This is a genomic window from Streptomyces sp. V3I7 (genome assembly GCF_030817495.1).
GTDB lineage: Bacteria > Actinomycetota > Actinomycetes > Streptomycetales > Streptomycetaceae > Streptomyces.
The window spans coordinates 3492669-3507290 of the sequence record NZ_JAUSZK010000001.1; the positions used below are offsets into that span (position 1 = coordinate 3492669).

At 69.6% G+C, this 14622-nt stretch carries 14 protein-coding genes; 3 read left to right on the forward strand and 11 right to left on the reverse strand.

Annotated elements, in window-relative coordinates; translation table 11 throughout:
• Positions 1 to 28: 28 nt before the first annotated feature.
• From QFZ74_RS16220 to QFZ74_RS16230, 3 genes are all read right to left on the reverse strand, one after another.
• Positions 29 to 829: an ABC transporter ATP-binding protein gene (locus QFZ74_RS16220; RefSeq protein ID WP_307621520.1), complete on the reverse strand. Its 801-nt coding sequence runs from the start codon at positions 827 to 829 to the stop codon at positions 29 to 31.
• Positions 816 to 1868, reverse strand: a complete 1053-nt coding sequence (locus QFZ74_RS16225) for an ABC transporter substrate-binding protein (protein WP_307621521.1) — start codon at positions 1866 to 1868, stop codon at positions 816 to 818. Before QFZ74_RS16225 ends, QFZ74_RS16220 begins: the two co-directional genes overlap by 14 nt.
• A 77-nt stretch (positions 1869 to 1945) precedes the next feature.
• A complete protein-coding gene (locus QFZ74_RS16230) occupies positions 1946 to 2812 on the reverse strand; it encodes an ABC transporter permease (protein WP_373462393.1) in 867 nt (288 codons plus the stop codon).
• A 521-nt stretch (positions 2813 to 3333) separates the two neighbouring features.
• Between QFZ74_RS16230 and QFZ74_RS16235 the strand changes: the two genes are divergently transcribed.
• Both QFZ74_RS16235 and QFZ74_RS16240 read left to right on the forward strand, forming a co-directional pair.
• Positions 3334 to 4788: an FG-GAP and VCBS repeat-containing protein gene (locus QFZ74_RS16235; RefSeq protein ID WP_307621523.1), complete on the forward strand. Its 1455-nt coding sequence runs from the start codon at positions 3334 to 3336 to the stop codon at positions 4786 to 4788.
• A gap of 222 nt (positions 4789 to 5010) precedes the next feature.
• The gene (locus tag QFZ74_RS16240; RefSeq protein WP_307624172.1) at positions 5011 to 6387 is read left to right on the forward strand and encodes a phosphatase PAP2 family protein; all 1377 of its coding nucleotides are present in this window, start codon (positions 5011 to 5013) and stop codon (positions 6385 to 6387) included.
• A gap of 110 nt (positions 6388 to 6497) precedes the next feature.
• On the opposite strand, the gene QFZ74_RS16245 is transcribed toward QFZ74_RS16240, so the two are convergent.
• From QFZ74_RS16245 to QFZ74_RS16280, 8 genes are all read right to left on the reverse strand, one after another.
• Entirely contained in the window at positions 6498 to 6848 is a 351-nt protein-coding gene (locus QFZ74_RS16245; RefSeq protein ID WP_307621524.1) for a MerR family transcriptional regulator, read from the reverse strand.
• Between the two features lie 746 nt (positions 6849 to 7594).
• On the reverse strand, positions 7595 to 7909 hold the full coding sequence (locus QFZ74_RS16250) for an SCO5918 family protein (RefSeq protein WP_307621525.1): 315 nt from the start codon (positions 7907 to 7909) through the stop codon (positions 7595 to 7597).
• Between the two features lie 53 nt (positions 7910 to 7962).
• Positions 7963 to 8280: a CBS domain-containing protein gene (locus tag QFZ74_RS16255; protein WP_373462394.1), complete on the reverse strand. Its 318-nt coding sequence runs from the start codon at positions 8278 to 8280 to the stop codon at positions 7963 to 7965.
• Between the two features lie 148 nt (positions 8281 to 8428).
• Positions 8429 to 9934 carry a DEAD/DEAH box helicase gene (locus QFZ74_RS16260; RefSeq protein ID WP_307621527.1) on the reverse strand — a complete coding sequence of 502 codons (1506 nt, stop codon included), beginning with the start codon at positions 9932 to 9934 and terminating at the stop codon, positions 8429 to 8431.
• 234 nt (positions 9935 to 10168) lie between these two features.
• Complete coding sequence (locus QFZ74_RS16265) at positions 10169 to 10372, reverse strand: cold-shock protein (protein ID WP_028799214.1); 204 nt, start codon at positions 10370 to 10372, stop codon at positions 10169 to 10171.
• A gap of 308 nt (positions 10373 to 10680) precedes the next feature.
• Positions 10681 to 12165 carry an FG-GAP-like repeat-containing protein gene (locus QFZ74_RS16270; protein ID WP_307621528.1) on the reverse strand — a complete coding sequence of 495 codons (1485 nt, stop codon included), beginning with the start codon at positions 12163 to 12165 and terminating at the stop codon, positions 10681 to 10683.
• Positions 12166 to 12742: 577 nt separating this feature from the next.
• Complete coding sequence (locus QFZ74_RS16275) at positions 12743 to 13135, reverse strand: type II toxin-antitoxin system VapC family toxin (RefSeq protein ID WP_307621529.1); 393 nt, start codon at positions 13133 to 13135, stop codon at positions 12743 to 12745.
• On the reverse strand, positions 13135 to 13368 hold the full coding sequence (locus QFZ74_RS16280) for a hypothetical protein (RefSeq protein WP_307621530.1): 234 nt from the start codon (positions 13366 to 13368) through the stop codon (positions 13135 to 13137). Before QFZ74_RS16280 ends, QFZ74_RS16275 begins: the two co-directional genes overlap by 1 nt.
• Positions 13369 to 14019: 651 nt before the next feature.
• On the opposite strand from QFZ74_RS16280, the gene QFZ74_RS16285 reads away from it, so the two are divergent.
• Positions 14020 to 14622, forward strand: coding sequence for a DUF5994 family protein (locus QFZ74_RS16285; protein WP_307621531.1), 603 nt, complete (start codon positions 14020 to 14022; stop codon positions 14620 to 14622).

Below are 14622 nucleotides of genomic sequence, written 5' to 3' on the forward strand. Positions count from 1 at the left end.
GGGCCGGTTTCTTGTGGAGTGGGGCCGGTCAGGCCGCGGCCGTTTTCACGGCGTGCGCCACCTGGGCGCGCAGCTCCGCGAACTCCGGTGAGCGGCGCAGCTCTTCGGGGTCGCCTCCCTCGCGCGGCAGGCCGATGGGCAGGTCGAGGGCCACGGTCCCCGGGCCCCTGGTCAGCACGACGACGCGGGAGCCGAGGAACACCGCCTCGTCCGCCGAGTGCGTGACGAACACGGTGGTCCGGCCGGTCCGTACGGTCATCCGGCGGATGTCCTCCTGGAGCCGCTCCCGGGTCAGCGCGTCGAGCGCGGCGAACGGCTCGTCGAGGAGGAAGAGCGGATGCTCGGCGGCCAGCGCCCGGGCGATGGCGACGCGCTGCCGCTGACCGCCGGAGATCTCCCAGGTACGCCGCCTCCCGGCGTCCTCCAAGCCGACGCGCGCCAGCAACTCCGCGCGCCGGGCGGGCCATTGGGCGCGGTCGACACCGGCGTACCGCAGCGCCAGGTCGAGGTTGCCCCGTACGGTGCGCCACGGGAACAGCCGCGGCGTCTGGAACACCATGCCGGCCGTCTCGCCGGGCCGGGGCTCGGCGCCGGACACCCGCACCGAGCCGTCGGTGGGCCGCTCGAACCCGGCGATCAGCCGCAGCAACGTGCTCTTGCCGCAGCCGGAGGCGCCCACCAGGACGAGGAACTCCCCTGCGGGGACGGTCAGATCGACGGGGCCGACGGCGGTGACGGCGCCGTACCGGTGCGTGACCCGGTCGAGCCGTGCGGAGCCCGCACCGGTACGCGTGACGCTCGCGGGGGCGACGGTCTCACTGGAGGACATCGGGCAGCCCCTTCAGATAGAAGGCCTCGCGGATCGCGGCCTCGGACGGGGCCTTGTCGATCTGCTTCTGCTCGGCCAGGAAGCGGCCGGTGTCGCCGACGTAGGCCAGCAGCTTTCCCGGGCCGGCGGCGGTGCCCAGCCAGTCGGCGGACGCCACCTGCTCCGGGGAAAGGAACACGCCCTGGGCGAGCTGGGCCTCGGCGTCCGCGGTGCTGATGCCGAGCTCGGTGGCGACCGCCTTGGCCGAGCCGCCCGGATCGGACCGGAGCAGGCGCAGCCCCTGGGCCTGCGCCCGGCGCCAGACGTCGATCACGCGGGGGCTGCGGGCGATCAGGTCGTCGGAGACGACGGCCAGGTCCAGGGTCGGTCTGCCCGCGCGCCCGATCTCCTGGCTGCTGGTCAACTGGGTACCGGTCCGGCGCAGTTCGCCGAGGGTGGGCAGCCAGACGTAGGCGGCGTCGATGTCGCCGCGCTGCCAGGCGGCGAGGATCGCCTGCGGCTGCAGATCGACGAGCCGGACGTCCGAGGGCGTCAGACCGGCCGCCTTCAGCGCCGCGAGCAGGCTGTAGTGCGAGGTGGACGCGAACGGCGTGGCGATCGTCCTGCCGCGCAGCCCGGCGACCTCGCGTATTCCGGTCCGCCTGCGCGCCACGAGTGCCTCGTTCTCGCCCGCCACGTCGAGGATCCACGCGACCTTGTACGGGATCGGCGCCGGCCCGGACACGCCCCGGGCGAACGGGCTCGACCCCAGGGCGGCGATGTCCAGGGACCCGCCGAGGAAGGCCTGGTTGACCTCGGCACCGGAGTCGAACTTCACCCAGGTGATGTCGTGGTCCGGCAGGGCCTTCTCCAGCAGCCGCCGGTGTTTGACGATCAAGTCACCGCTGGGAAAGGCGAAATGACCGATGCGCAGCCGCCGGCCGTTGCCGGACGAGGCGGCCTCGCTGGGCGCCGAGCAGCCGGAGAGCGCGGCCGGTACGGCGGCGAGGGCGCCGGTGAGCAGCAGCCGGCGGGACGGGCCGTGAGGGATACGGGGCATGAGGCGACCGTTTCTGTGCAGAGGGGCTTCTTCCGCGGGCGGCGCGGGTGGCACGGGCGGTGTGGGCCGCGCGGGGCTCACGCGCGCCCGCGCCAGGGCAGGGCGGCGCTTTCCAGGCGCCGCAGCAGACCGTCGATGAGCAGTCCGGAGACGCCGATGGCGGTGATGCCGACGATGACCACCGGGGTGTTGTTGTAGTTGGCGGCGTCCTTGACCATGCCGCCGATGCCGGGCAGCCCGTTGACCAACTCGGCTGCCACGAGGGAGGAGTAGGCCACCCCGACGGCCAGGCGGACTCCGGTCAGCGTCTCCGGCAGCGCGGAGGGGAGCACGACGTCCCGGACGACGTCCCACCGCGAGGCGCCGAGCGCCCGGGCCGCCTCGACCAGGCTCTCCGGCACGGCCGCCACGGCCGCCGTGGTGGACACCGCCACCGGCGGGAACGCGGCCACGGCCAGCAGCGTGACCTTCGGCTCCTCGTCGATACCCAGCCAGATGACCAGCAGCGAGAAGTACGCCAGCGGCGGCAGCGTCCGCAGGAAGGTGATCCAGGGCTCGAACAGCGAGCGCACCCAGCCGACGGTGCCCATGAGCAGCCCGAGGACCACGCCGGCGGCGATGCCGGCGCCGGCCCCGATCGCGATGCGCCGCAGGCTGATGCCGAGGTGCTCGACGAGATAGGTGCCGTTGTAGCCCCGTACGCCGTCATGCGTCGTGGACACGGTCACGAAGGCGTCCCAGACCCGCCCCGGCGGCGGCACCAGCGTCGGACTCCACGCCCCGCCTGCCGCCAGCAGCTGCCAGAGGACGAGGAACAGCAGGAGGGAGCCGAAGGGCAGAGCCATCTGCCGTACAGCGGCGAGGACTTGAGGACGAGGGCGGCGCGACCGTTCGCCGGGCGGGGCGCCTGGACCGGCTTCGTCCAGGCGCGAGAGGGTGGACACGAGGCAGCCTCCAAAAGACGCCGGGGCAGCACGACAGGGCGCGGTCCGGCGGAGGTGAACGCACGGAACCGGACACGAAAAGGCGGCCCGGCGCCGTACCGAGGGAAGTGGAATCAGCCCGCTACGCGATGCGGGGAACATGCCTCACCGGCGCGCGGAACCCCGGCGGCCGGCGGGAAGCGTCAACGGACGCGGTGACAACGACAACACGCGGCCGGGCGTCGGCACAGGTCGATGACCAGGCGTCGCACCAAGGGCTCGTGAGTCATGGCGCTCTTTCTACAACAGGGCACGGCCGCCTACCAAGAGCCGTCCCACGTTGTGGACTTCGGACACGGGAGGCCGAAGATGTACTCCCTGAGGGCCGGGGCAGGACACCGCCCGTCGTGGCCGTACAGCCATCGGAGCCGTACAACCATCGGACGCCCGCGCATGTCGAAGATCGCGGTTCACGGCCCGCTTACAGCCCGCTCACAGCCCGTCTGTGCCCGGACAACACAACGTAGGAGCAACGGAGAATCATGCGCGCCACGGGTATCGCCCTCGCCGCCGCCGCGGCCGTCGCGGCGGCGGTCTGCACGCCGATCGTCCTCGCCCCCTCTGCGGTCGCCGCGGCCGCCAGGCCGGCCGACGACTTCGACGGTGACGGCTATCGCGACTTCGTCATGCTCGGCGGAGAGCACGGCAAGGACGGCCGGGTGACCGTCGTCTACGGCACGTCGACCGGCCCCGGCACCCGCGTCCAGACCCTCCACCAGGACTCGCCCGGCATCCCCGGCGCCGTGGAGGAGGGCGACCAGTGGGGCTTCGCCGCCACCAGCGCCGACCTCGACCGGGACGGTTACGCGGACCTGGTCGTCGCCTCTCCGGGCGAGCAGGTCGGCGACATCAAGAACCGCGGCGGCCTGACCGTCGTCTGGGGCGGCTCGAAGGGCCTCGGCTCGGGCACGGTCTTCTCGTCCCCGATCGCGCCGGAATACCCGGGATCGGGCGACAAGTTCGGACTGGACGTCGTCGCGGGCGACTTCGACGGCGACGGCGACCAGGACCTCACCGCGATCAGCGACAGCCAGGCCGGCGCCGTCCTGCTCAAGGGCCCCTTCACCCGGACCGGCGGACACGGCGGCTGGCAGTCCCTCGGCGGCGACTACGGCCTGCCGAACATCTCCCAGCTGGCCGCGGGCCGGGTCACCGCCGACGGCGCCACCGACCTCTACCTCCTCGGCCGCGACCTCGAGCGCGACACCGACGTGTACCTGTGGGTCTACTTCCACCGGGGCGGCGCCGACTTCACCCGGCGCGCGTCCGCGACGCGCATCCCCGACGACGGCGGCCACCAGCTCGGCGGCGGCCCCCTCACCGCCATCGGCGACTTCGACAAGGACGGATACGGCGACCTCGCCCTCGGCCGCGGCTTCGAGAACCCGGACGGCGAACGCGGCTACGTCACCGTCCAGTACGGCGGCCCCACCGGCCCCGACACGGCTCGCACGCCGGTGAAGTTCACCCAGGACACGGCGGGAGTGCCCGGCGCCTCGGAGAACGAGGACCACTTCGGCGCCGTGGTGGCCGCCGGCGACGTGAACGGCGACGGTTACGCCGACCTCGCCGTCGGTGCCCCCGGCGAGGACCTGGAGGGCAAGCGCGACCCCGGCCTGGTGACGGTGCTGCTCGGCCGCGCGGGAGGCCTCTCGGGCACCGGCGCCAAGTCCTATGGCCAGAGCACCTCCGGCATCGCGGGCACGGCAGAGAACGACGACCGCTTCGGCCAGGACCTCAAGCTCACCGACTACACCCGCGACGGCCGCGCCGACCTCATGGTCGACGTGAACGAGCAGCTGGACAACACCCGTTGGGGCCTGGTGCACCTGCTGAAGGGCACGACGTCCGGCATCACGGCCACGGCCTCGAAGACGTACAACGTCACCTCGCTGAACCTGCCGTACACCAAGGTGGGCGGGCCGTTCGCGCAGTGACGCGGGCGCCATGGACTGGGGCTGCGCAGATGAAAGCTGACCGGCCGGTGATCTTTCCGTCTTCGCGCGTCGGAAGTACCGTCGGGCTGCTCTTCATGCGAGAGGCAGCGACTTCGACCGGAAGGTGACGAGCGAAACCCGCCCCTGACCTATGGTCAAATCCAGAGAAGTGGCCGAGAAGTGAGACATATACAACCGCAGTTTCTGACGCTTCTTACGCGAATAAGCCGCAGGACTGCGTTCTCCGCATGGCGTCGACCACGGGCGAGACTCTGGGCCGTAGCGGGTGTCGTGGTTCTCGGGTTCCTCATTGCGCTGGAGATCGCCGCACGTCGTTACGGCCTGCCCGGGCCCATCACCAACCAGGTGCGAGAGGTGATATTCGCCCCCAAGTCGGGCGGCCTGCTGTACGCCTCCATGGCGTTGATGTCGGTGGTGCTCACCTGGCGGCAGAGGTTCATCGCGGTGGCTGCCGCGATCGGTATCGACGTCGCCGTCTTCGCGGTCCGGTGGGCGACCGACTCCCCGGTGACCGACGGCCACCCCTTCGGCAACGGCGCGCTGTGGGTGACGCTGGGCTGTGGGGTCATCGCCGTCACCCGCCGCACCGGCCGGGAACGTGTCCTGCTGCTGAAGGGTGTCGGACTGGGCCTGCTGCTGATGGCCGGCCGCAAGACCGGTGACATCTGGTTGCTCATCACCGCGAAGACCCGTCCGGCGGTGCTCGACCAGTACGTGGCAACCGCCGACCACGCGCTGGGCGACCCGTCATGGCTGGCAGGCCGGATCGTCACGGCCACCGGCCCCCTCGGCTTCAATTTCCTCGACTTCGTCTACGGCCAGCTACCGGTGGCCGCGGTCGTCGTCGCGCTGTATCAACTGCGTGGCGTGGCCCGCGAACGCCGCTTCCCGCGCCACCACCTGGTGCGCACCTTTCTGGTGATCGGTCTCCTCGGGCCGGCGATCTACATGATCTTTCCGGTGGTCGGACCGCTCTTCGCCTACGGCACCGGCACCGAGCACTGGGCGGCGGTCCGCCTGTGGGCGCCGGACATCACGTCCAGCGGTCCCTGGGCGGTGGCCGACCTGTGGCCGCAGACGCCGCCGCCGATCAACACCCCGCACCACATGGCGTTCGACGAGATCACCCCGCGGAACTGCATGCCCAGCCTGCACACGGCGTGGGCGGTCGCGATCTTCATCCATTCCCGGACCGGCCCACGGATCCTGCGACTCGCAGGCACGTTCTGGCTGATCGCCACGCTCTTCGCAACGCTGGGATTCGGCTACCACTACGGCGCGGACATCATCGCCGGCGTGGTCTTCACGCTCACGATCGAGGCAGCTCTGCGCTCGTTCGACCGCGGCTGGGACCGATCGGGGATCCAGCTGGTCGTTCACGGCGCCACGGTCTTCGCCGCGCTCCTGGTGTCCTATCGCTGTCTGCCGTTGGAGATGGCCAGGCATCCGTGGGTGGCCGGCCCCCTCCTCGTACTGGCCATGACCTCGGTGATCTACGGCTACGTACGGACCATCACGCCGTGGGAACCGAGGACCGCACCAGCTCGGCAACCGGAACCGCAACCCGAACCGATCTGAATCGCGTCGCACCAGGCTCTCGGCTGAACACGGGCCCGGGCCGTGCGCGTCTTCACTCATGTGCGTCCCGGAGCCGTACGTGGGCGGGCGGCCCGCCCGCGCGTACGTGATCAGCCCGAACCGGGATGGGGGCTGCCGGACGCTTCGTTCGCGGCACGGCGGTACTCGGCGTTGATGCGCTGAGCTTCCTCGAGCTGGTCCTCGAGGATGACGATGCGGCAAGCAGCCTCGATCGGGGTTCCCCTGTCGACGAGTTCGCGCGCGCGAGCGGCGATCCGCAGTTGGTAGCGGGAGTACCGGCGATGTCCGCCCTCCGAGCGCAGCGGAGTGATCAGACGTGCCTCACCGATGGCTCGGAGGAACCCAGGGGTGGTGCCGAGCATTTCGGCGGCCCGGCCCATGGTGTACGCGGGGTAGTCGTCGTCTTCCAGACGATCGCTGAGTGGAGTATCTGCTGCCATGTCACCTCGTTGTGCAACGCGTCGAGGGGCCCTGATGCCGTACGGCACCAGGGCCCCGAAGGGAATTCAACACCATCTGTCGGCCCTCATGCTGTGCCGACCTTCTGTTTCCGCTACCCGGCCCCGCGAGGGGAGGGGTGCGGGGATCGCGGCTGCGTGACCGGGGACCACCATCCAATCCGGGGTCTTGCGGTACCCGGGCCGAGAACTTCTCGGGCCGGGCGATCCTGATGGCGTCTGCTCCTCCGTCCTTCCTCTGAACCTGAACCAACCTCTTGGTGAACGGGTACTGCGGTACTGCGGTACTGCACGGTGTTGCCGTTGGCAGCCCCTCGACCTGCGGGCTGCCCAGTGCGGCTCTCAGCCCCGTCACCGTTCTGCGAACACCGTGGCTTCGGAGCTCCAGAGCCGCACTGACCTGCGAACTTCAGACACTGCTACCCGCCAGTTCGTGTCTGCCGGGTCTCGCTGACCGTGTCAACGAGAAAGAGATTAACCATGCCAGGATCCAATGTCTACTCCGACAAAGACAGATTTTGGAATGCAGGAGTCAGAGGCATCCGGCATCCTGTGGCTGCGATAACGCCTTCGCAAACGCCTTCGCACGGACGGCGAGGCCGCGAGGGCAGCGGGGGGCGGCGCGGGGCGGCGAGGGCGGTCGAGGCCGCGATACGACGGTGAGGGCCCTGCCGACGCGCGTCGGCAGGGCCCTCACCGGGTCTCTGGTGGCGGTGTTCCGCCTGTCCTCACGCCTCGGGGGAGGCGGCGTACCCGAGCAGCGCCGACGCGGTCTGGAGCGGCGTGGGGACACCAGCCGGCGCGGTCTCGGGCTGCTGGTGGCAGGTGAAGCCGAGGAGGGTCATGGCCCGGACGACTTCGCCGCTGGTGAAGTCGCGGCGGTCCTGCCGGGTGATGACCTGGCCTACTTGCTTGACCGGGTAGCGCCGGCGGCCGATGGTCACGGACTCACCCGTGACGAGCTCGGGCGTGACGCCCTTCATCGAGGCCAGCACCCCGCTCTTGGTCAGGTCGAACGGGTACCGGGCGATGACACAGCGCATGATGCCTCACAGCGGAGAAGAAGAAGGCGGACGAGCTGACCGGGCGGGGTGGATCAGCGGGCGAAGGTGAGGACGCCAGGGGTCCGGCCATGCTCACCGATGGCGGCGGCCCGAGCGCCGGACGACGAGAACGGTCCGGCGGATACGTCACGCAGCCGGATCCGGTCCGTGTAGGCGGGGCTGTCGCGGAGAGCGGACAGCCGGGCCAGGGTGATCATGCCCGTGCGCTGGTCGTCCCCGTCGCAGACGACGAGGTGGTCGACACGAGCACCGGCCATGAGGGACAGGGCCACCTCGACCGTCATGTCGTCACAGACCCGAGGTCCGGACACGTCCCCCTGGTCGACCTCGGCCTGGGGGGAGGGATCCACTGCACGGTGCTGCGTCGGAGCCGGCGTCATAGGTGCCTCCTACAGGAAAGGGATCGGCCAGGAAGGTGTCGGTCGGCTTGTGATCGCAGCGGCTCCATAGGGGGTGCTCGTCGGTCAGGCGAGCCCGGCCTGACCGACGAGACACCCGCTAGGCAGCCGAGTCGAAGCCGGGCCGCCGCTGTGACCTGCGGCGCGCCGCTTCGCCGACGGACCGGCCCTGGCCGGCGGGGCCCCGGCGACCCCGACGTCCCTGGGACGGAGAGGACGCGCCGCGGGGACGTTCCATCGCCGGCGAGGTGATGACGACCGGGACACCGGAAGGGGCCTGGGCCCCGGTGATGCGGCTCAGCTCCGCCTCGCCCGAACGCACCTGGGCGACCTGGGGAGTGACGCCTGCCGAAGCCATCAGGCGGCTCATACCGCGACGCTGGCCAGGGGTCACCAGGGTGACGACGCTGCCGGACTCGCCGGCGCGGGCCGTACGACCGCTGCGGTGCAGGTAGTCCTTGTGGTCGCTGGGCGGATCCACATTGACGACCAGGTCGAGGTTGTCGACGTGGATCCCGCGCGCCGCGACGTTGGTCGCCACCAGTACCGTCACATGCCCGCTCTTGAACTGGGCCAGGGTCCGCGTCCGCTGTGGCTGGGACTTGCCACCGTGCAGGGCCGCGGCGCGGACGCCGTTGCTCAGCAGGTGCTCGGTCAGCCGGTCCACCGCGTGCTTGGTGTCGAGGAACATGATCACCCGGCCGTCTCGCGCCGCGATCTCGGTGGTCGTCCGGTGCTTGTCCGCGTCGTGCACATGGAGGACGTGGTGCTCCATCGTGGTGACCGCGCCGGCCGACGGGTCGACGGAGTGGACCACCGGGTCCGTCAGGTAGCGGCGGACCAGCAGGTCGACGTTGCGGTCCAGGGTGGCCGAGAAGAGCATCCGCTGCCCGTCGGGACGTACCTGGTCGAGCAGGGCGGTGACCTGGGGCATGAAGCCCATGTCGGCCATCTGGTCGGCCTCGTCGAGGACCGTGATGGCGACATCGTCCAGCCGGCAGTCGCCCCGGTCGATGAGGTCCTTGAGCCGCCCGGGCGTCGCTACGACCACCTCGGCCCCGGCGCGCAGCGCACCGGCCTGCCTGCCGATGGACATCCCGCCGACGACGGCGGCCAGCCGCAGGCTCACGGAGCGGGCGTACGGAGTGAGTGCGTCGGTGACCTGCTGGGCGAGCTCGCGGGTGGGGACGAGGATGAGGGCGAGCGGCTGCCGCGGCTCGGCGCGCTGCCCCGCCGTCCGGGCCAGTACGGCGAGGCCGAAGGCGAGGGTCTTGCCCGAGCCGGTGCGGCCACGACCGAGTACGTCACGACCGGCCAGAGAGTTCGGCAGGGTCGCCGCCTGGATCGGGAACGGTACGGTCACGCCCTCGCGGCCGAGCGTGGCCAACAGCCGCGCGGGCATGGCGAGATCGGCGAACGCCTCGACGACGGGCAGCGCGGGCGTGACCGTCTTCGGCAGGGCGAACTCGCCCTGTACGGCCCGTCCGGCCTGTCGATTTCCGTATCCGTTGCCGTATCCCTTGGAACGGCGCGGCCCTCCTGAGCGGTTCGCGCCGGCGCTTCCTCCGAAGCGGTCATAGGTACGAGATGTGCGGGCACTATTCATGCGGAGCCTTCCTTGATGAGGCGCGTAGCAAGGAATTCCCGCAGCAGATGAGCGGCGCAGAGAATCTCGGGACGAGCCAAAGTCGATGCGGGCCGAGTCGGAACCGACGGGGAATGTGTCACCGGTCGGTGAGGAGGCGGAGCTCTCCGGTCACGTGCCCTGAAATGCAGCGAGCCGGGGCCCGCACCCCAGAGGTGCGGGCCCCAGCTACGAAGTACGCGTCAGCGCTTTGCGTCAGGCGGGAACGATGTTCTCGGCCGTCGGGCCCTTCTGGCCCTGCGCGATGTCGAACGACACCTTCTGGCCTTCCAGCAGCTCGCGGAAGCCCTGGGTGGCGATGTTCGAGTAGTGGGCGAAGACGTCGGCGCCGCCGCCGTCCTGCTCGATGAAGCCGAAGCCCTTTTCCGCGTTGAACCACTTCACGGTGCCAGTAGCCATTTCATTTCCCCTTCGGAGACGGTGTCAAGAATTCACCCTGTGTGAATCCCGTGTCGCCGTGATGATTACCCCGTCGGAAATGAATCTTCTGGCAACCACACCTGCAACTGAGATCGACAGTAGCACGGTGCGATCGGCTCCGCACGGTCGATAATTCTCTCCGGATGGCGGCCCAAGAAAGACTCGCCGGGCCCCGCACCTATTTCTCACTTCACGGGAACAGATATTGCTCTCCGTGGCTGTGGTTTTCCTGCCGCGCACGTCCACCCACAGCCGCGTGACCTCCGCTGATCGTACGTACGGCCTCCCTAGTTGGAGACGTGAGGGCTCGGCAGGGCGGCTCCGAAGTAGCCCTTGGTGTTGCGAACGGTGATTCCGGCGCTCTTGCCGCACAGGTTGACCGAACCGCTCAGGACTGGGCCAGAGGCGGAGCCGCGGGCGGTCCACAGGCAGCCGTCGCTGTTCTCGGTGGGTACGCCGACGACCGTCTCGGCCTTGCCGTCCTTGTTGAGGTCGGCGAGGTGGACGGCCGCGCCGAACTGGTCGCCGGCCTCTGCGGCACCGGGTACGTCAGCCGTGTTCTGGGTGTACCCGACCGCCTTGGCTGTGGTCAGGCCGGAGGCGGAGCCGCGCAGCAAAACGGCTGTGCCTGCAAATTTGAGCGTGCCGACCGCCTCACCGGGAGAGCCGACGAGGACGTCGGCGTACCCGTCGGCGTTGACGTCGCCGACGCTGAGCGACTGTCCGAACTGGTCGCCGTCCTCAGCGGTTCCCGGGACTCCGGCCGTGGCCTGGTGGAAGACCTGTGGCTGCTGGTCGACGGTGATGCCCTGCGCGCTGCCGTAGAGGACCTGGATCTCGCCACCGCGGTGCGCCGCGCCGGTCGCATTCATAGTGGAATCGTCATCCGCGATACCAGTGACGAGGTCGCCGTAGCCGTCACCGTTGATGTCACCGATCTGGCCGGCGTGGCCGTCGGCGTAGGGAAGTTCGGTGGGCCAATTGGCCGACTCGTCGGCGCCCGGGGGACCGTTGTCGACGTACACAGATCCACGAAGGTCGTCGTCCGAGGGCCCCGGCAGCCAGAAGCGCTCCGCTCTGCCGTCGCCGTTCACGTCACCCATCACCACGCCACGGGTCCCGCCGAAGCGGTCATCCAGGTAGTGGGATGCGGCCTTGCCGATGCGGGTGAAGGGGCCGGTGTAGGAGGTGCCCTCGCAGCGCGAGCCGATGCTCACCTCCGGGGCGCCGTCCCCGTTCATGTCACCTGTGGCCAGGGAGTTCCCGAAGCCGCAGTACGTGCGGCCGTCCCCGTATCCGGCCGGCGGAGAGATGGTCGCACCGCCCGTCAGCCCGCTGGGCCCACCCCATACGACGGTCACAGAGCCCCGGAGTTCCTTGTCGCCGACCTGCTCCCTCGGAGTGCCGACGAGTAGATCCGCGTACCCGTCCCGATCGAGATCGGCGCTGGCGACCGTCGCGCCGAAGGCGTCCCATTCCTCGGGCTCTCCAGGGATCCCGGAGGTCGCCTGCGTGATGACCGTCCGGCGCGTGGTGCTCACCGATGAGGCCGACCCGTACAGGACGACGACGGCGCCGGCTTCCTCCACGGTGCCGTTGGCGGCGTGGGGCGCGCCGACGACCAGGTCACGGTAGCCGTCACCGTTGAAGTCGTCCTGGACGGCTGCGGTGTTGGCCCCCTTGTAAGGACTGATGGCGGAAGCGGTCGTCGGGGTGAGGGCAACGGCGAGAAGGGGGGCGAGCACGGCGGCGGCCGTGGCTGCTCTGCGCAACGGGACTCCTTGACGGAAGGACGGGGACTGCAGGGACAGCGGAACGACCAGAGCGACAGCACGTGAAGCTCAGTCGCCCCACTGGACACACGAGAAGCCCTCATGGTTGTGCGGGATCCCCCATCTCGCGACGTCCTAGCTGCGATCGTCGTGAGGTCGCCGACGGGATCGATGAGATGGTGCGCGCTCAGCATGCGAAGCACAGACGACAAATGAGGCCCAGGTCAGCTGACCTGGGCCTGAAATACGGAGCGGGTGACGAGAATCGAACTCGCGCTCTCAGCTTGGGAAGCGATGGCGTTTGCTCGCTGAACAGCACGCTGACCTGCGGTAACACGGAACCAGAGTTCCATGGTCAGGCCGGGAGCGCACCTTTGGTGACCGCTGTTGTCCGCCCTGAAGGGCACGGATGGGGCACGCGATTGAAGCGAGGGCCGTGCGGGCGCCTTCAGCGCGACGTCGACTTCCGTTCCCGGGACGGGAGTCGAGCGACAGCTTGGGGCTTTACCTGGGCGACGTGTCAGGTATCCACAAGCCGGGAGCCCCTGGCAGGGGATCTTGATGGTGGAGAGATGTCTCAGGCGGGCATGTCGACGGTCAGTCCGGCTGCTTGGGCGGCATCGGCCAGTCGTTTGTCATACGTGACGAACGAGGTGAGCTGGGAGCGGATACGGAGAGCCGTTGCCAGGTGGATGGCGTCCAGACTCCGTACGGTCGCCGGTTTCACGGTCTGGGCCAAGATACGAATGCCGGCGTCCAGCTCCACCAACTCGATCAGGTCGAGGACCGGGTGGAGCCGGGCGACGGCTTCCGGGGCGTAGCGTGCCAGGGCCCGCGATGACTCGATCTCCACCAGAACCGAACTCGTCCAGCCAGTCTCCGCCCGTTCGTCGAGCCAGTCGCGCAATGCCTGCGACTCGGACTCGGCGTGGACGAGTTTCACGACGGCGGCCGAGTCGAGGTAGATCATCAGCGCTCGTCCTCGCGGCTGTGGGCGATCTCCGCGGCGATGTCGAGGCCGTCCGGTTCGCCGAGCGGCATACGCAGGACGGCGCGACGCATCGCGGCAGCCCGCTCTTTGCGGAGGGCGGCTTCGAGCACGGCTTGTCGGATGGCCGCCGAGCGTGAGCTGCCGTCATGGGTGAGAACGTCCAGAGCGTGCTCGGTCTCCGAGTCACTGCGGATCGTGATGGTGTCAGCCATGCAACCAATGTAAGACGATGCGTCTTACATGGCAAGCCCCTGCTTGCCGTCCCCTTCGCAGGTGCGGTAGAGGACGTTGGCGTCGTAGATGGCGACGAAAGCCATGTGCTGGACCATTCCCATTTCCTGGCCGAGCTGGGTGAGCTCGTCGGCGGCTTCGCGGCGACGCTGGTCGTCCTTGCGCTTGTACTCCAGGAGTGAGGACGCGGTGATCCGCCGGTGTGTGCCGACGGTTTGCCGGACCCCAGGTGGGCCAGCATGCCGGCGAGCAGTTCCACGGCCTCGCGGGGGAGGGCGAGGGGCTCGCGCTTTCCGTCCCCGACCGTCACGGTGATCTCTGCGAGGCCGTGGGGTGCCGCCAGGTAACTGCGGACCAGTGCGAGCGAAACAATCGAAGTAAACGCAACAAATGAAACAAGGTGATGGTTCGGGAGGCTGTCGAGCCCGCGGCACTCCGAACGCGCAGGGGCTGACTCTGACCGGTCGCTCCCGAGCCGGGAGAATAGCTGGTCATGCGCACACTTTCGGGCTCGGGAGCGGAGTAGTGTGAAGACACCGGGAGTTCTTCGCACGCCGGTTCCCCTGTGGTGTCGTTCCCGGTGATCGACAACGCCGGGCTGTCGCAGACGAGCCCGGGGGCAGGTCCGCGCCATGACCATCGACCGTACGACTACGAGTGAGCGCGCGCCCTCGCCGCCGGTTCGCCTGTCCCTGACGCCGGTGAGCCCGGTTCCAGGCCTGTTGGACGGCGCGTGGTGGCCTCGCTCCCGCGACCTCACCCGTGAGCTGCCGCCTCTGACAGCCGTACTGGACCCCCTCTGGGGTCGGATCACTCATGTCACGGTGAACCCCGCCCACTGGCCCGTCATCCCGCACAAGGTGCCCGTCGCCGGGCACACGGTGCACGTGGGATGGTTCACCGACGAGCAGGATCCGCACGAACTGCTTCTCCTCTCCTACACCGTCGGCCGCTGGGACCTTCTGGTGATTCCGCCGGAAACCGCTGCGGCTGCCGCCGCCCGGCTGATGGCTGCCGCGGCCATGGCGGGCGGTCTTCGTACCGCCAGCCAGCTGATGGCGGACGAGGTCGCGACCGGCGACGGCATCGACGCCGGAGGCCGGGAAGCAGTAGACGGTGTCGCTGCCCGGAGCCGGGAAGAGGCGTGGGAGACCGATGGCGGGGCAGCTCCGACGTCGCCTGTGCCTCGGCACACCGGCTCGCCAGGGCGTATGCCCTCCGGCCAAGGGATGTGA